At 35.1% G+C, this 17,615-nt stretch carries 15 protein-coding genes, 2 tRNA genes and 2 pseudogenes; 11 read left to right on the forward strand and 8 right to left on the reverse strand.

The window, feature by feature from the left end:
- Nucleotides 1-136: 136 nt before the first annotated feature.
- Nucleotides 137-490, reverse strand: coding sequence for a YxeA family protein (locus G577_RS0107530; RefSeq protein ID WP_028790695.1), 354 nt, complete (start codon nucleotides 488-490; stop codon nucleotides 137-139).
- 407 nt (nucleotides 491-897) lie between these two features.
- Here G577_RS0107530 and rpmF point away from each other — a divergent pair, with 407 nt between their 5' ends.
- Entirely contained in the window at nucleotides 898-1,065 is a 168-nt protein-coding gene (gene rpmF / locus G577_RS0107535; RefSeq protein WP_028790696.1) for a 50S ribosomal protein L32, read from the forward strand.
- A gap of 12 nt (nucleotides 1,066-1,077) precedes the next feature.
- Entirely contained in the window at nucleotides 1,078-1,458 is a 381-nt protein-coding gene (locus G577_RS0107540; protein ID WP_028790697.1) for a hypothetical protein, read from the forward strand.
- 69 nt (nucleotides 1,459-1,527) lie between these two features.
- Here the strand turns inward: G577_RS0107540 and G577_RS0107545 are convergent.
- The 3 genes from G577_RS0107545 to G577_RS0107555 form a co-directional block, all read right to left on the reverse strand.
- A tRNA-Ala gene (locus G577_RS0107545) sits at nucleotides 1,528-1,598 on the reverse strand.
- Nucleotides 1,599-1,742: 144 nt separating this feature from the next.
- Complete coding sequence (locus G577_RS0107550) at nucleotides 1,743-2,438, reverse strand: DUF554 domain-containing protein (RefSeq protein ID WP_028790698.1); 696 nt, start codon at nucleotides 2,436-2,438, stop codon at nucleotides 1,743-1,745.
- Between the two features lie 184 nt (nucleotides 2,439-2,622).
- Nucleotides 2,623-3,636, reverse strand: coding sequence for an NADP-dependent oxidoreductase (locus G577_RS0107555; protein WP_028790699.1), 1,014 nt, complete (start codon nucleotides 3,634-3,636; stop codon nucleotides 2,623-2,625).
- Nucleotides 3,637-3,803: 167 nt separating this feature from the next.
- Here G577_RS0107555 and G577_RS0107560 point away from each other — a divergent pair, with 167 nt between their 5' ends.
- Nucleotides 3,804-4,307: a methylated-DNA--[protein]-cysteine S-methyltransferase gene (locus G577_RS0107560; RefSeq protein WP_028790700.1), complete on the forward strand. Its 504-nt coding sequence runs from the start codon at nucleotides 3,804-3,806 to the stop codon at nucleotides 4,305-4,307.
- A 16-nt stretch (nucleotides 4,308-4,323) separates the two neighbouring features.
- Nucleotides 4,324-4,881 (forward strand): bifunctional transcriptional activator/DNA repair enzyme AdaA, encoded by a 558-nt coding sequence (locus G577_RS0107565; protein ID WP_028790701.1) that lies wholly within the window; start codon nucleotides 4,324-4,326, stop codon nucleotides 4,879-4,881.
- 39 nt (nucleotides 4,882-4,920) lie between these two features.
- Here G577_RS0107565 and G577_RS0107570 read toward each other — a convergent pair whose 3' ends face one another.
- The gene (locus G577_RS0107570; RefSeq protein WP_244869452.1) at nucleotides 4,921-5,754 is read right to left on the reverse strand and encodes a YitT family protein; all 834 of its coding nucleotides are present in this window, start codon (nucleotides 5,752-5,754) and stop codon (nucleotides 4,921-4,923) included.
- 411 nt (nucleotides 5,755-6,165) lie between these two features.
- Complete coding sequence (glnA, locus tag G577_RS0107575; RefSeq protein ID WP_028790703.1) at nucleotides 6,166-7,506, reverse strand: type I glutamate--ammonia ligase; 1,341 nt, start codon at nucleotides 7,504-7,506, stop codon at nucleotides 6,166-6,168.
- A gap of 355 nt (nucleotides 7,507-7,861) precedes the next feature.
- Between glnA and G577_RS0107580 the strand changes: the two genes are divergently transcribed.
- The 7 genes and pseudogenes from G577_RS0107580 (at nucleotide 7,862) to G577_RS0107610 (ending at nucleotide 14,567) form a co-directional block, all read left to right on the forward strand.
- Nucleotides 7,862-9,334 carry an alpha-amylase gene (locus G577_RS0107580; protein ID WP_028790704.1) on the forward strand — a complete coding sequence of 491 codons (1,473 nt, stop codon included), beginning with the start codon at nucleotides 7,862-7,864 and terminating at the stop codon, nucleotides 9,332-9,334.
- A gap of 258 nt (nucleotides 9,335-9,592) precedes the next feature.
- A complete protein-coding gene (locus tag G577_RS11640; protein ID WP_052077269.1) occupies nucleotides 9,593-10,525 on the forward strand; it encodes a hypothetical protein in 933 nt (310 codons plus the stop codon).
- 146 nt (nucleotides 10,526-10,671) lie between these two features.
- Nucleotides 10,672-11,322: pseudogene (locus G577_RS11255) on the forward strand (HAD-IA family hydrolase).
- A gap of 333 nt (nucleotides 11,323-11,655) precedes the next feature.
- Nucleotides 11,656-12,330 carry a DNA alkylation repair protein gene (locus tag G577_RS11260; RefSeq protein ID WP_038027677.1) on the forward strand — a complete coding sequence of 225 codons (675 nt, stop codon included), beginning with the start codon at nucleotides 11,656-11,658 and terminating at the stop codon, nucleotides 12,328-12,330.
- A gap of 269 nt (nucleotides 12,331-12,599) precedes the next feature.
- Entirely contained in the window at nucleotides 12,600-12,749 is a 150-nt protein-coding gene (gene rpmG, locus G577_RS0107600) for a 50S ribosomal protein L33 (RefSeq protein ID WP_028790705.1), read from the forward strand.
- A 16-nt stretch (nucleotides 12,750-12,765) separates the two neighbouring features.
- Nucleotides 12,766-14,304, forward strand: coding sequence for a zinc ABC transporter substrate-binding protein AdcA (locus G577_RS0107605; protein WP_028790706.1), 1,539 nt, complete (start codon nucleotides 12,766-12,768; stop codon nucleotides 14,302-14,304).
- A 190-nt stretch (nucleotides 14,305-14,494) separates the two neighbouring features.
- A tRNA-Lys gene (locus tag G577_RS0107610) sits at nucleotides 14,495-14,567 on the forward strand.
- A gap of 736 nt (nucleotides 14,568-15,303) precedes the next feature.
- Here G577_RS0107610 and asnB read toward each other — a convergent pair.
- Both asnB and G577_RS0107620 read right to left on the reverse strand, forming a co-directional pair.
- On the reverse strand, nucleotides 15,304-17,175 hold the full coding sequence (gene asnB / locus G577_RS0107615; RefSeq protein WP_028790707.1) for an asparagine synthase (glutamine-hydrolyzing): 1,872 nt from the start codon (nucleotides 17,173-17,175) through the stop codon (nucleotides 15,304-15,306).
- Nucleotides 17,176-17,400: 225 nt separating this feature from the next.
- Nucleotides 17,401-17,615: pseudogene (locus tag G577_RS0107620) on the reverse strand (ISLre2-like element ISTeha1 family transposase); the annotation flags it as partial.

Below are 17,615 nucleotides of genomic sequence, written 5' to 3' on the forward strand. Positions count from 1 at the left end.
AAAAAGTTATTTGCGCATTGCTAGGGAAACAGCCTATGAAAACGCTTGATTTGCATAGGCCTAGTTCAGTGCGCCTATTTTTTAGTGGTAGAGTAACAATAAATTCATTTTTTATCTTGACTCTTTACCACTATGCTCATAATTTTTCTTTCGCTTTTGCAGGAATGTCGTTTTCTTTGACTTGCTCATAAGAAGTAACACCTCTATTTTGGTTCCAGATAACTTTTAGATAGGCTCCTTGTATTAAAGGACGATCTTTATAGGCAGTAAATTTCATTTCTTTTTCTTGCCCTGCTTTATCAAATCCTATGAGATCATAGTCGTAAGAAAGCACCGTTTGCCCATCATCGTCTGTGTCTCCTTTTTTATCTCCTTCATCGGTAATTTTTACATAGTAGTCATCACCACTTAGCACAATTTTTTCAGTGATTTTTAGACCACCAAAAGCTATAACGGCAATAAATACAATTCCAATCACAAATTTTTTCAAAAGATTTCCTCCTTGTTGTTTGATGATAGACTTATCTTAATAGGAGAAACTTTCAAATCTCTTTCGCAAACCTTACAAAAGTCTTACGATCTAAAATAAGGGAAAGTATCAGCTAGCCATTTATTTTTTATTTAACCAATTTTTCTATGATCATAGGGAAGATCTTAGTTGGGAAGGGACTTCTGAATGTCAATGGTCATCTGTTAGCTATATCTCCTCTTATTTGTTTGAAAATCTTTCGCTATAAAAGTGGCAAAAAAATACATAAAAAGAATATGTCAGATGAAATTTACATTGACAGCTTTTATAAAGGATGTTAAAGTTATAATTCATAAAACGAAATAGTTACGATTTGTCAGTTGATAAGAATAATTTATTTTAGAAACGAAAGACGAGGTGCGATCATAATGGCAGTTCCTGCAAGAAAGGCGTCGAAATCAAAGAAGAAGTTACGACGTGCACACCAAAAAATTTTAAAACCGGAAATTTCTTATGATGAGTCGATAGGAGGTTATCGCCGTAGTCACTACGTATCTTTAAATGGGCACTATAAAGGGAAGAAAATTATCAAATAGGAGATGAGTGAAGTGGAAATCATTTACCCACCTTTAGTTGAGCAAAGCGTGAAATATCATCTGCAAGCCAATAAACAGGAAACGGTCAATAAAGCAGAGATATATCGTGCAATGGTTGAAAGAGGAATTCTTACTGAAAACGGCCAACCGACGGACTATGCCTTAAAAAATGGTTGGATTAAAGATTTTTATGAAGAAGAAGATCTTTCCTTTGAGATGTTTTTAGATATATTTCCGATTTTTAAAAGCTATGATGCTGGTTTATTTCAAATAGTGGATGGTTTTTGGGAAATTCCAGTGCAATTAAAAAAAGAACTGTTAGATGGAATTTCACAAGGGATTTTTAGTTATGATGAAAAAATACAAATCGAGGAATATTTAGCAGACCGCTAATTAAAAGAAATATAAAAAAGGATGTCTACTTCATCTGCAGCTAGAATAAGTAGATGTCCTTTTGGAGGATGGAGCCCACGGGGATCGAACCCGTATTATTTGGCTGCCAGCCAAACGTAATCCCATTATACTAAGGCCCCAAAGTATTAATAAAACGGAATCATTCTTAAACGTAACATAAGTTTAAGAAAATAAAAAGGCAAATATAAAAAGAAACACAAAGACAAGGAAATTTGTCTTTGTGTTTCTTTATTATATACAAATGAATAAGGAAATATTTTCAACTACAGGATAAGTTTTAACGATAGAAGAATAATCAAGACAATAATACCTGGTAAAAAATTGGAAACTCTTAACTTTGTCACTTGTAATAGGTTCAATCCAATTCCCAAAATCATTAGTCCACCAATGGCGCTGATTTCATTCATTAGCTCGTCCATAAAATTTGCTGGTATCAATTGGACTAAAACATTGGCTAAAACTGCTATACTTCCTTGATATAAGAAAACAGGAATCGAAGAAAATAGGACACCGTAGCCAAAAGAAGCAGTTAACATAATTGCCATAAAACCATCCATTACGGATTTTGTATACAGCGTTTCATGGTCTCCAGTAGCTCCGCTTTGAATAGCTCCAATAATTCCCAAAGAGCCAATGACAAAAATCAAAGAAGCTGTCACGAAACCTTCAGCAAAAGTACTTTCCGTTTTAGAGAACCGTTTTTGTAGAAATAAACCAAACCGATTCATAAAAGTTTCAATTTTCAATGCTTCGCCTATTAGCGCTCCGATGGAAAGGCTGATCATAATAAGCGTGAATGATTGTGTCGGAATGGCCATTTGTATACCTAAAACGACAACACCTAATCCAATTCCCTTAGTCACTGTTTCTTTCATTTCTTCAGAAATATTTCTTAATAAAGCTCCTAATAAGCTTCCTACAACTATAGTTATGCCATTAATAAAAACACCTGTTAACAAATTACCCCCACCCTTTATCAGAAAGAGTATATCATAAGGGAATAATGTTTGATAGCATAATTTTATTTTTCGATTTTCATCCCAAAAGGAGGTTCAATTTTCCATAGCTTCTTTTACCAATGGCTTATAAAAAAGGGAGGAGAATGTCTAAGAACCAAACATTCTTCTCCCTTTTTTCATTCCATTATTCTTTTTCTGCGACTTTCACAATTTGTTTACCGATATTTTCACCGCTAAATAAGCCTAAGAAAGCATCTGGCGTCTTGTGGAAACCATCATAGATAGTTTCTTCAAATTTTAACTCGCCGTTAGCTACGGCGTTTTCTAAAGCATCATAAGCTTCATCAAAAGAATCAGCAAAATCAGCGACAAGCAAGCCTTGCATTTTTGCCCGTGAGTTAATTAAGAAACGTTGCACACGTATACCAATATCTTGTTCGCCTTCTTTAAGGTTGTAAGAAGAAATGGCGCCACATACTGGAATACGAGCAAAAACATTTAATAAAGGCCATACTGCTTCTGAGATTTCTCCTCCGACATTTTCATAATAAACATCAATGCCATCAGGGCAAGTTTCTTTTAATTGTTCGCTGACATTCCCTTTTTTATATTCTACGGCTGCATCATAGCCTAATGTTTCCGTAATATATTTTGCTTTTTTCTCTGACCCAACAATACCAACAACTCGAGCACCGACTCTTTTAGCAAGTTGACCAGCTACTTGTCCAACAGCTCCAGCTGCACCTGATACGACTACGGTTTCTCCTTTTTTTGGTTCACCAATGTGCATCATACCGAAGTAAGCTGTTAAAGCAGGCATACCTAATACACTTAATGCGTTGCTTGGTTTTAAACCGTCTGTCTGTACTTTTCGTACATCTGAAGCTTTTACGATATTATATTCTTGAAAATCAAGATTACCAGTGACTAAATCTCCTTCTGCAAGATCTTCGTTATTTGAACGAATGACCTGACTTACAGTCGCACCATATAAAGGTTGACCAACTTCAAATGGCGCCGAATAAGAAGGCGCATCTGACATTCTGCCACGCATATATGGATCTACTGAGAGATATAAAGTTTTTACCAGTGCTTCATTTTGTCCTGGATCCGGAACATCTACATTCTTGTACTGAAAAGTTTCATCATCAGGTAAGCCATTAGGGCGTTCTTTTAAAATTAACTGTTCTTGTTGCATTTCAACATGCCTCCACACATTTATATTTTTTATATTAAAAGTGTAGCATAATAAATGCGATATCGTAAAAAAATGAACAATTGACTCAAAAAGCCAGATCGTATCATTTTATTACGAAAAAAATTGTTATAATGGGTGAAAGAATGATTAATGGAAGGTGAAAAAAGATGTTATATAAAAGTATCTATTTATCTCCACTAGGCAAACTTTTAATATTAACTGATGATCAAACCTTATTAGGTGTGTGGTATGAAGACCAAAAATATTATGGCGCTTCTTATCGTCTAAGTGAAGCCGTTTATCAAGAAAACAGTATTATAGAAGAGGTAACTAACTGGTTGGATCGCTATTTTAATAAAGAAAATCCAGACATAAGCTATTTGCCACTAGCACCTGATGTTACGGATTTCCGGAAAAAAGTATTAGAAATATTAAAATCAACTCCCTATGGGCAAACAATTACCTACCAACAAATAACCAACCGATTAAAAGAAATATATGGAGAAAATGTAGGCTCCGCAAGAGCTGTGGGAGGAGCTGTCGGACATAATCCTATCTCCATAATTATCCCGTGTCATAGAGTTATCGGAAGTGACGGGTCTTTAACAGGTTATGCAGGAGGAAAGGAAAGAAAAGTGGCACTACTTACCTTGGAGGGCGTTTATAAGTAAATAGGAGGTTTGACCAATGACAGTGACAGAAACTGAGTACCAAGCAATAAAAAATAACGATACATGTTATGACAATATATTTTGCTATGCTGTAAAAAGTACAAAAATTTTTTGTCGGCCATCTTGCCTTTCTAGACTACCTAAAAAGGAGAATATAGAAATTTATTATATGAAAGAAGAAGCTGTTCATGACGGCTATCGCCCATGCAAAAGATGCCAGCCTTTAGGGGAGTCTGTGAGCGATGAAGAATGGGTCAAAGAAATTGATACAATTTTACAACGGAATTACCAGCAAAAATTAACACTTGAAGAATTATCTTATTTAGCTCGTGGTTCTGAGTCTAACTTAAGGCATACTTATAAGGCAGTGACCGGTATGACGCCGCAAAAGAGGCTGATGAACATTCGTCTAGAAAAGGCTAGCGAAGAACTATTGGAGACAAATTTGACCGTAAAAGAAATTGCTGAGGAAGTTGGTATAGGAAATGTTGGTTACTTTATCAGAAAGTTTCGCGAGTATTATGATGATTCCCCTTTACAATTTAGATTAAAAAATAAGGATCCGTTAAAGTAAAAAGGCAGCTAGACAAGTATTGTCTGACTGCCTTAACATTTAATTGATATTTATAAAGCCACTACCTAAGACATCTCGAACATCATGAATGGCAAGAAACGCGTTTTCGTCTTCATTATTTACAAGTCTTTTGATTCTGGTTACTTGAGATTGTGGAACAACAACATAGAGCATTGTTTTTTCACTTTTACTATAACCGCCATTGCCTGTTAATAATGTGGAGCCTCTTCCGGTAAAGCTATTAATTTTGTTACTGATAGATTCGTTGTTGTTGGAAATAATTGTAACGGCTTTTTTAGGATTAAATCCTTCAATGACAAATGAAGTCGCTCTTTCTGTGACGAATAACATAATAATAGTAAATAAGACATTTTCTATAGGAAGAACTAAAAGAAAGGAAAGAACAACTAAACCATCCAGTATAAAAACCCCTTGAGAAGTTTTCATCTCCGTATACTTACTAATAATTTTAGCTATAACTGAAGTTCCGCCAAGGGTAGCTCCCGTTGAAAATATCAAACCAACGCCAATTCCAATAATGGCGCCTCCGAATACAGAATTTATGACAAAATTATCTACACCTAAGTTCATTCCTTCAGTTAGGTTTAAGAATAAAGAAAGAGAAAGACTTACAACTACTGTGTAGATAGCTGTCGTTTTACTCAAAAATTTCCAACCAATGATAACAACTAAGATATTTATTATTAAAGATGTCAACGCAGGAGACAGTCCTAATGTATACCTTAAAGCAAGCGATATACCGATAGTTCCGCCACTTCCTAAATTTGCCTCAAGTAAAAAGCAATTGATACCAATCGCGTTAATAAATGCTCCTATGAGACAAAGAATAATACTTTTATAATGTTTGTTCAAAAATTTGATCATGGCGATGCCCCTTTCGTTGCTATAAGGCACATTAATCTTTTTTACGCATCGTTAAGTCGAATAATGAGCCCAGCATATGATAGCATATGCTATATTTTCTGAGCTAGTCATAGGGTCCATTGATTGCTATTATTGAAAAATTTTTTAAAATGGCGTCCCTTGTTGGCTTAAACCATTTTTTTTAAATTTATATCATAGATTTTCCAGTTTACTCTAAGAAGATATTGCTTTAAGTGAAGGCGAAGTAGGTTTGAACGTTGATCAATATGAAGCTTATTTAGAAGATTTTAATGAAAATAATGATCTAATGGTACACTCCCTTTGAAGTGAACAAATTGAAATTGTTTCACTTTAAAGGGAGCCATTTTTAATTTAATATCTTTTGTTGGCTTTTGAAAGTTAAAATAGCTCTAAATATTGTTCTTTTTCCCATTCTGAAACAGATTCTTGGAAAGCAGCCCATTCTTGCTTTTTGGCTTCTACAAAACTTGTGTAAATATGTTTACCAAGAGCACTTTTGAGAAGATCATCTTCATCTAGTTCTTTTAATGCGTTATGCAGTGTTGAAGGCAAGTCATGAATACCATTATTTGCGCGATCTTTTGCATTCATATGATAAATATTACGATCAACTGCCGCAGGGGGTGTCAGTTGTTTTTCAATGCCGTCTAAACCAGCTTGTAATAATACAGATAAAGCTAGATAAGGATTAGCTGTGGGATCAACTGAGCGTAACTCTAAACGAGTGGATGCTCCCTTTGACTCAGGTACACGGATTAAAGGAGAGCGGTTCCTGCCAGACCAAGCAATATAAACAGGGGCTTCATAGCCAGGAATAAGTCGTTTATACGAGTTAACTGTAGGGTTGCAAATGGCTGTAAAAGCTCGTGCGTGATTTAATAATCCAGCTAAAAAATGATAAGCAGTATCGCTTAGTTGTAATTCATCATTTTCATCATAGAAAGCATTTTTGTCCTCTTGAAATAATGACATATTACAATGCATTCCTGAACCGTTAATGCCAAACAAGGGCTTGGGCATAAAAGTTGCATGCAAACCATGTTTTCTTGCGATTGTTTTAACTACCAGTTTAAAAGTTTGAATATTATCGCATGCTTCGATGGCATCCGCATATTTAAAATCAATCTCATGTTGACCGAAAGCAACCTCATGGTGAGAAGCTTCAACTTCAAAATTTAATTTTTCTAACTCTAATACAATGTCGCGACGACAATTTTCTCCTGAATCTGTTGGAGATAGATCGAAGTACCCGCCGGCGTCATTTAAATTTAAAGTAATGTTGTTGTTATCATCTAATTTAAATAAGAAAAACTCTGGTTCTGGTCCTAGATTAAAAGCAGTAAAACCTAGTTTCTTCATTTTTGCAAGTGATCGCTTAAGATTTCCCCGTGGATCTCCTGCAAAAGGGGTACCATCTGGATTATAGATATCACAAATTAAGCGAGCAACCTTTCCGTATTCGTTTTCCCATGGGAAGATTAACCATGTTGCCAAATCAGGATAAAGATACATGTCACTTTCTTCAATACGCACAAAGCCTTCAATAGAAGAGCCATCAAACATTAATTTATTATCTAGTACTTTGTCTAGTTGGCTAATAGGAACTTCTACATTCTTAATAGTGCCAGAAATATCCGTGAACATTAAACGTAGAAAACGGACATTTTCTTTTTCGACAATTCTTTTAATAACAGTAGCGTTTATTTTTGATTTATCCATGTGATCCCACCTTTTTTTATGATCATTTAAAAAAGCGTTGTTTTTCCGCTGAATATAAATGATGAACGTAATATAGCAAGTTTTTTATTGTTTGTCAATCTTTTGTGTTAGATTTCCTTACATAAAAATAAAGTTTCATCTTGTTTTTAACATGAAAATCGCTTAATTTATGATTTGCGGGTGAATTTGTGTTAGGATTTATAACATAAGATTGATTAAAGATACTTTATAAAACTTATGCCATGTTTTAGTGTGTCAGCCTAAAGATGCTTAGAGCATTTTCCTTCTGGTAAACTCTTATCTATAGTATGATATTATTAGTTATCAAACGAAAAAATAGAAAACGGAGATGCTTATGAATTTCAACGGAACAATGATGCAGTATTTTGAATGGGATTTACCCAATGATGGAAAACACTGGCAGCGATTACGTGATGATGCTAAGCATCTTAGTGAAAAAGGAATTACGGCGGTTTGGATACCTCCGTGTTTTAAAGCAACAGGTCAAGCTGATGTAGGTTATGGCGTTTATGATTTATATGATTTAGGCGAATTTGACCAAAAAGGAACTTTACGTACAAAATATGGAACAAAAGAAGAATTACATGAAGCCATTGCTGCGCTACATGAAAATGGTATTCAAGTCTATGCAGATGTTGTTTTAAATCATAAAGCAGCTGCGGATGAAACGGAATTTTTTCAAGCGATTCAAGTAGACGAAAATGATCGTCATAAAACAATTAGTGAAGAACACGAAATTGAAGGGTGGACGCGCTTTTATTTTCCTGGAAGACGTGGGAAATACTCAGACTTTGAATGGCATTGGTATCATTTTTCTGGCGTTTCTAAAGATGAGAAGTCAGAGGCAGAAGGGATCTTTCAAATTGTAGGTGAGGGAAAAGGCTGGGCTGAGGACGATGAAGTATCCAATGAATTTGGGAACTTTGATTATTTAATGTTTGCTGATATTGATTACGGTCATGAAGATGTCTTTGAAGAAACTAAGCAATGGTTGAATTGGTTTATTAATGAAACTGAAATTGATGGTATTCGCTTAGATGCAGTCAAGCATATAAAAAGCTCAGTTATCAATGATCTGGTAAATTATGTTCGCGCAGAATTTGGAGAAGACTTCTTTTTTGTGGCAGAATACTGGGAACAAGATACTGAGGTGTTGGAAGAGTATCTGGAAAAACAAGATTTTGATTTTTCGATGATGGATGTGCGTTTCCATTATGCTTTACATGAAGCTTCTGTCGATCCAGATAATTATGATTTAACTCAGTTGTTTGATGGGACTTTATACCGTAATGATGCTAGATATGCAGTGACCTTTGTAGATAACCATGATTCTCAACCTGGACAATCTTTAGCCTCCTTTGTCAAACCTTGGTTTAAACCGTTAGCTTATGGGGTGATTTTGCTTAGCTCTTACGGGTATCCTTGTTTGTACTATCCTGATTATTACGGTTATCATGCAGAAGACGTAGACTATGATGGCAATCAAGAACTTATTGATAAGTTACTCTATATACGACAACAATTTGCTTATGGTGAAGCAGCGAGATACTTAGATGATGCAAGCTGTATTGGTTTTACCCGAAGTGGAGATGATGATCACCCAGTAGGATGTGCAGTTGTCATTTCTATAGGAGATGAAAATCAAAAAGAAATGAATGTCGGTGACCTTCACGCAGGGGAAACTTACATTGATATTATAGGTTATCGCAAAGAAGAAATAATCATTGACGAGAATGGATCGGCTGTCTTTACGGTGGATGCTAGATCAATTTCTGTTTGGGTGCCTAAGGAACAATTGGAAGCGTAGGTATTAATAACGAGGCTATGAATTTTATAATAATTAATAACCTCTAATGAAACATCCGAAGCTAAAAAACTCACAGATATCCTACATTTAGATAACTACTCCCGTGTAATCGAAAATGTATAACTTGTACCGCCTCCCAAAAGTTGGTCCCAAACACTAACTTTCGGGAGGTGATTTTATTATAGGAAAATATTCGTTCAATTAAATTTTATAAAAAACTTGTTTTGTGCTATCTTTAATATAGGGGCGTGAAAAGTGATGAAAAAAGGTTATATGTTATTATTTGGTATGCTGCTATTAACTGCTTGTTCACAAAATGAAACCGAAACCAATTCAGTGGCTGAAACTTCTAGTACGGTTGAAACGACTACTCAATTTTCGGAAAGTTCTAGTTCTGAACAAAGCAGTGAAACATCTACTCAATCTACAGAAGAAAGCAGAAATGAAGAAGAGAATGAAAATTATCCTTATGCTGTAAACCTTGCTGATTTTACTCAAGAGTCGTTACCTGATGATAAAAAGACTTATCAACGCGACTTTACAACCAATCAGGAGAATTTACCAAAAGAAGTCAGTATAAATATGAAAGACTCGGATGATTTTGACAAAGCAATTTATATTAGCCCATCTAAAGGGGAAGACTTGGCGTATCCAGTCACTATTACGTCAGTTCCAACGGAAAAAATTACACTTATCGGTGATGATGGTGAGAAACGAGATGTTGAAGTAAATACTGAGGTTAAGGTAGAAGAAGAAAAAGAGAACAATGATTCATTGCAGATAGCGGGCGATACTTATTATCTATTCTATAATGACGAGGGTACGATTACTCTAGCTGCTAGAAATTTTGATGAAAACCCTGGAGAAGAAGATTTGGATAGTAAAAACATGGTAGAGTATGTGCAAGAGCGTCCAAATAGCGCAGAAGCCAATGAAGACGAAGATACAGAGGAATCTTCAGAAGATAAATCAGAAGAAGATGAAACAAAGGCAGAAGAATACTATGACGCTATAAACGATGCATGGCAGGAAGCGTCAGACTATATTAATTCCATTGACGATCCCGACGTACATGTACAAAGTTCTGAAGCTGCAGCTAGTCAGGAAGCAGATAGATTAAAAATGGAAAATCCTGAGGACAAGGAAGTCATAGAAGAAAGCTTCCAAAATGTGCGTGAAGATAAATGGTAAAACTAAATGTTTAGTCCATTACTAAATAGAAGTAGAAGAACTGTTCGTTATGAATACTTTTTCTACTTTTTTATTGAAATGAGTGGATAAGTATTATATGTTAGCTATGAAATCGATTTCTAAAAATTACGAGGAGTAATATTGAAATGAATAAATTTAATGAACAAAAGTCGACTTATATTTTTGACTTTGATGGCACACTGGCCGATACCTTACCTCTTTGTTTTGACTGTTTCAGGAAAGTTTTTAAATAATTTAATCATGTAGAGATGACAGATAAGGAAATCGTCAAGTCCTTTGGTCCTTCAGAAGAAAGGATGATCGAAAAGAATTTAATCAATAGAGCAGATACATCAGAGGCTATTGAAATGTTTTACAAATTATATTTGGAGCAACATGATTCATTTATTAGTCAGAAAGAAATAAAGCAAGTTCTTGTTTTATTAGATCATTTAAAAAGGAATCAAAAGAAAGTAGGGATGGTGACAGGGAAAGGACGACGCGTCTTAGAGATGTCGCTCGATAAACTGGGACTAGGAAATTACTTTGATGCAATGATAACCGATGATGATGTTATCAATCATAAACCTGATAGTGAAAGACTTCTTAAAGCCTTAAAAATACTGAATAGTAATCCCGAAGAAGCAGTTTTTTTTGGAGACGGTAATACAGATATTGGTGCTGGTAAAAACATTGGTGTAACAACAGTAGGCGTGCGTTGGTTTAGTGAAAATCGGTTTGAACTAGAACCTGATTATATTTCTGATAGTCCGAGTGAGTTTGTGATAAGCAACTAAAGAAATACTTTTGAGGTAAGAGTTACAATGTAAGATATTTTGAGATGAATTAATTTGTGATAAAATGCACAAAAATAGTCGCCTCTTTTTTTAAAATTACTTTCTTATTCGAACTCTAGTTTTTTAGTTTTTTAGAGCTACTTTGCCAGACTAGCTCTAAATTATAAGAAAACTAGAACTACTTTGAGAAGCTTACTCAAGTTTTCTTATAATCTAGACCTGCTTTTTAAAACAAGTTCTAGTTTTCTTTGTTGATCCCTTATTTATTAAAAAAACGGAAATAAAAAAATACGTGCGAGACTTACAAAGTGCCTTGGAGGGGCGTAATAGAAAATGAAAGAAATTATGTCGGAACTTCAATCCTATCCTTCCGAAAAATATAAAGAAAATGTTGTACGTTTGGGAATTCCAAGAGAATCTAGTATGGGCGTGCCGATGATTTCTATTCGTAAAATGGCCAGAAAAGTCAATAAAAATAACCAACTAGCATGGCAACTATGGGAAACTGATTATCATGAAGCGAAATTACTGGCTACATTTTTATCCGAAGTTAATAAGCTAACTTATCAAGATATTAATAGATTAATGTCGGACGTTATTTCATGGGATTTGTGTGATCATTTATGTAAAGAACTTATTTTTAAATTACACAATTATCTTGAATTCGTTCTTGAATGGGTGAAATCCTCCAAAATTTATTATAAGCGTGCTGCTTTTACTTTAATCGCCACTTCAGTGATACACGAAAAAGATATTCATACAGAAACAATGAACGTCTATTTAAGCTTGATTTCTAATTACTCTCAAGATAGTCATGTCCATGTAAAAAAAGCTGTAGCTTGGGCATTAAGAGAAATAGGGAAACGGAACTTTGAAGATAATAAAAAAGCTTTACAACTTGCTTATGAATTTAAAAGCAGTGATGATAAAGCGCAAATTTGGATTGGTAAAAACGTGATAAAGAAAATTGCAGGTGTAATCAAAGTTACAGAGAGACAGAGAGATTGATTTCTGCAAATACTAAAACTGGAAAAACACAAAAATAATATAGAAACGATAGTTTGAAGATCTGTTTAGCAAACTATCGTCCTTTTTTTGTTATCTAATATCCTATAATTATTGATAAAATTTTGTATAAACAATTGTTCAATCGTTCATGTGATTGAAATCTCATGTTATTTTATATTGACAATCAATTTTTAACTTGGTATATTATCATTTATAAAACGTAATAGTTACGATTTGTAATTTAAAAATAATAGGAGGTTCTGATAAAAGTGAGAGAAAATATCGTCTTAGAGTGCAAAGAGACAGGTGAACGCTTATATATAACAAGTAAAAATAGGCGAAACACGCCAGAACGTTTAGAGCGAAAAAAATATTCGCCTAAATTACGTAGACGAGCGTTATTTGTAGAAACAAAATAAAAAAGTGAGGGTTAAAATGAATAAAAAATTAAGTTTAGGCTTTGTTGGTCTTTTAACATTAGGAGTGTTGGGTGCTTGCGGAAATGACGATCAATCTGCAGCAAATGAGCAAGATGAGTCATTGCAAATTATGACAACTTTTTATCCTATGTATGACTTTACTGAAAATATTGTTGGCGATGAAGGCGATGTCGAACTGTTAGTCCCTTCAGGAAATGAGCCCCATGATTATGAACCTTCAGCTAGAGATATTGCTGAAATTACAGAATCAGACGCTTTTGTTTATCATAACGAAAATATGGAGACCTGGGTACCTGAAGCAAGCGAAGGTTGGCAAGAAAACGAACCAGCTGTAATTGAGGGGACAGAAGGAATTACCTTGATGCCTGGCGATGAGGAGGAGCATGACCATGATCACGATCATGGGGAAGAAGGGCACAGTCATGAATTCGATCCTCATACTTGGGTTTCGCCTCAGATGGCAGTTAAAGAAGTGGAGTCGATTAAAGATCAATTGGTAGAATTGTATCCAGAAAGACAAGAAGCTTTTGAAACAAATGCGGAAAATTATATTTCGCAGTTAGAAGATCTAGATGATGATTATACAGAAACATTAGAGAGTGCCCAGCAAAAAAGTTTCGTTACACAACATGCGGCTTTTGGCTATTTAGCGTTAGATTATGACTTAAATCAAGTGCCTATTGCTGGATTGTCTCCTGATCAAGAACCAAGTCCATCTCGTCTTGCAGAGTTGAAAGAGTACGTATCAGACAATGATATTAATTATATTTATTTTGAAGAAAACGCAAACGATAAAATTGCGCGTACTTTGGCTGATGAAACTGGAGTAGAGTTGGAAGTTTTAAATCCATTAGAAAGTTTGACTGACGAGCAAATGGATAATGGAGAAGATTATATTTCCGTTATGGAAGATAACTTAGCAGCTTTAGAAAAGACTACGGACATTGCAGGCGAAGAAATTCAGCCAGAAGAAGGACCTCAAGAAGAGGAGCATACAGTTTATAATGGCTACTTTGAAGATGAGGAAGTGGAGGACCGTAGTTTATCAGATTATGCTGGTGATTGGCAGTCCGTTTATCCATTATTAGAAGACGGTACTTTGGATCAGGTCTTTGAATATCAATCGAAACTAAATCAAGATCAATCGCCACAGGAGTACAAAGAGTACTATGAAACGGGATATCAAACAGATGTTGATGAAATAAAAATTACTGATAATTCAATAAACTTTATCGTAGATGGAGAGAACCATGAATATGAATATGAGTATGAAGGTTATGAAATTTTAGACTACGAGGGTGGTAATCGGGGCGTTCGTTATAATTTTGAAACACAAGATGAGAATGCTGGAGAATATAAATATGTACAATTTAGTGACCATAGCATTACTCCTACGGAATCTTCACATTTCCATATTTTCTTTGGTGGAGAAAGCCAAGAAGATTTATATGACCAATTAGAGAATTGGCCAACTTATTATCCAGAAGACATGACAAAAGAAGAAATTGCTCAAGAAATGATGGCGCACGAGTAAATTCTATAACTATTTTTTGCAAAGCTACATGGAGATCCATTTTAAGGAGTCTCCATGTAGCTTTTTGCAGTTCAATTTAGTATCTAATATATAGCCTATTTTAAATAATTAGTAGAAAATATGTTGCATTTTTTATACCAAGGTGGTAGCATAGTTAAGTGTTCGATAAACACTTCATACATATTATTTTGGGCTGTTAGCTCAGTTGGCAGAGCAACTGACTCTTAATCAGTGGGTCGAGGGTTCGAGCCCCCCACAGCCCATTGGGTGCCAAACCCACGAGGAGAAGAATGTTGGTGCGTAAAGCACTTCGAAAACATTTCTTGCTCCTCTTTTTTTGTTTAAAATAATTTAGCTAAAATTAGAAAACCCTATTGCCAATATTTTGCCAACAATTTTCCATTTCCTAGTTTTATTTTTTAAGTGAATGCGGGTTATTTCTGGAATTTATTCCTCAGTTGCTGCTGAACGAACATGGATTAAGTATTGTAATGTTCATTCACCAATCGAACGAACACTATTTAAGCGTTAGAGTGTTCATTCACCAATCGAATGAACACTATCTCCCAACGTTTTTGTTCATTTTAGACTTTCTAACAAAAGAAGGAATCTGTAAGTATCCTAAAAAATTTCTACAAACCTAAGCGTGAGCGCAAATCTTTCTAATAATATTGATGTTAGATTTGTTTTATATCTACATTTTCATTTTAACTAGTAAAAAACTCTCCAATCCTAATAAAATTGGAGAGTTTTTTTACTTGCTAGTTTTATTTTTACAAATGTATTACGAGAAAAAATAGAGCCATACCTATAATTAATGTTACTAGAATGTTAATAAATACAGTTATTGGAAATTTTTCTACATTCATTGGTCGAAAAACTTCTATTATTCATCAAATAGTAAGTAATTGGAGTGCCTATAATAATTGCGCCTAATACACAAACAAGTGCCTCCATATTCATACACTCGAGCTTCTTCCTTCTTTTGAGTTTTTTCCATTAGCTCTTGGTTTGACTTTCTTCAACAAAATATACTTTATACCAGGTAAGGAAAGAATAAATTGTCCAAATTTTGCGTCTAGCATCGATTTCTTGTTGGTAATTACGATCCAACAGATCTAAGATTTTTCCTTGGTCAAAAAAATCAGCAGCAAAATCAGCCGAAAAAACGTCACGAACTTGATGATAAAATTGCTCTTCATGTAGCCAATCTTTGATTGGTACTGGAAAACCTAATTTTTTACGATTGGCCCATTCTTCAGGTAAATGACGATGAGCGGCTTTACGGAAGGCGTATTTTGTCTCTTTACTATTTAACAAATATTTGGATGGGATTTTTTCGGCAACTTCCATTAAACGGGTATCCAATAAAGGAGTTCGTGCTTCAAGGGAATGTGCCATGGTCATTTTATCTGCCTTTAATAAAATATCTTTGGGCATCCATTGATGCATATCTAAGTATTGCATTTTTTTCAAATCCGGCAGGTCGGGAACTTTTTGATATTGTTTGTGTACGATATCGTGTACCGATTCGCTTTGCTGGTAAGTTGGTTGCAAGTAATCTGCAGCTTCATCTTCATCAAACACAAAGGCTTGGCCAATAAAAAAATCTTCCGCCGGTGCGATGGATTGGTACAAATGAAGTCTTCCATGAAAGTTATACGCATTTTTTAAACGGCTTGCTAAGCGATAACGTGACTTTTTAGGTAATTTCTTTAACCCTTGAGCAAAGACACGGACCATCTTGGAGTTAGAGGAGAAACCATATTCTGTGTAACCAGCAAAAAGTTCATCAGCTCCTTCCCCTGAAAGAACCACTTTGACATGTTCTCGAGCTAACTTCGCTAAAAAGTAAAGAGGAACACAAGAAGCATTGGAAGAAGGTTCATCCAAATGGTATTGGATCTCGGGAAAGGCATTAAAAGCTTCTTCAGATTCAATCACACGTGAGTAGTTACGTAAGTTTAAAATGTCTGTTAGTTTTTTAGCTTCGGAAGATTCGTTGTAGGTGCGTTCACCAAAGCCAATGGAAAACGTATATTGAGGTTTGGCTAGCGTCGTCACTAAGCTAGAATCTACCCCGCTCGATAAAAACGTTCCGACTTCAACATCACTAATCAAATGAGCGTTTGTTGTTTCTTGAACGGCCTGGTCAATCAAATCCACCGCTTCTTTTTCTGTCATATTTTCTTCCGTATATTCCATATCCCAATATTGGGTGAATGTTACTTCACCATTTTTTATGAAAAAATAGTGTCCTTCTGGAACACGATAGACATCTTTAAAAAATGTTTCGTCTGTTGCGGGGTACTGAAACGTCATGTAAGGTTTTAAGGCGCCTGGATTCACTTGTTTTTCGAATGCTGGATGATCCAAGAAGCTTTTAATTTCTGAACCAAACATAAAGGTATCATTTTTATGATAATAATATAATGGCTTAATTCCGAAGTGATCGCGAGCGCCAAACAGTTCTTGCTTTTCTCTATCCCAAATCGCAAAAGTAAACATTCCACGTAGTTTTTGAACGATTTCTGTTCCATATTCTTCATAGCCATGTAAGATAACTTCTGTATCCGCGCTTGTCTTGAAAACATGCCCTTTATCTTGGAGATCTTGTTGCAACTCTTGATAGTTATAAATTTCTCCATTAAAAATAATCGCTTTTGTGTCGTTTTCGTTGAAAATGGGCTGGTTACCACATTTTAAATCAATAATACTTAAGCGTCGGAACCCTATTCCCACGCCTTCATCAATAAATTGGCCTGTGTTATCGGGGCCTCTATGTACGATTCGTGCCATCATTTGTTCTAACTGATCTGCTTTTTCATCTTTTGAATAAGTTGTATTCACAAACCCAACAATCCCACACATTGCTCTTGTCACCTTTTCACTATAGTTTAGTTAAAATTCCATTTACGTCAACAGTAACATTGTACCACATGAATGGATGATCGCAAAACATCAGTAGTTAAATAGTATGTGTCAAGTTTATTGAGGTTGAATAAAAAAACCGTCTTTTGGGCAGACACGAAGTTATTTTTCAACCTCACTTTCGTTCGGTTCCCCCCCATCATCTCTAACAAAAACAAGTTTTTATTAGAGATAATTCGGGGTCATTATTAATTGATTTAGTCCTTTGGCGAATTGGCCTAAAGGTGCACTTTTCGCTTTTCCTTCGCCAATTTGCCCTTTAAACGCACCTTCATGAGCTTGAAAGTTAGGTTTTTTCTGTACCCAACGTTTCATAGCTTGCCAACGCTTTTCTTGAGCGACCACGTCGTCCGGAAGGGCTTCGTATTGATTCAACCATC

It is taken from the genome of Tetragenococcus muriaticus DSM 15685 (assembly GCF_000423785.1).
Classification (GTDB): domain Bacteria; phylum Bacillota; class Bacilli; order Lactobacillales; family Enterococcaceae; genus Tetragenococcus; species Tetragenococcus muriaticus.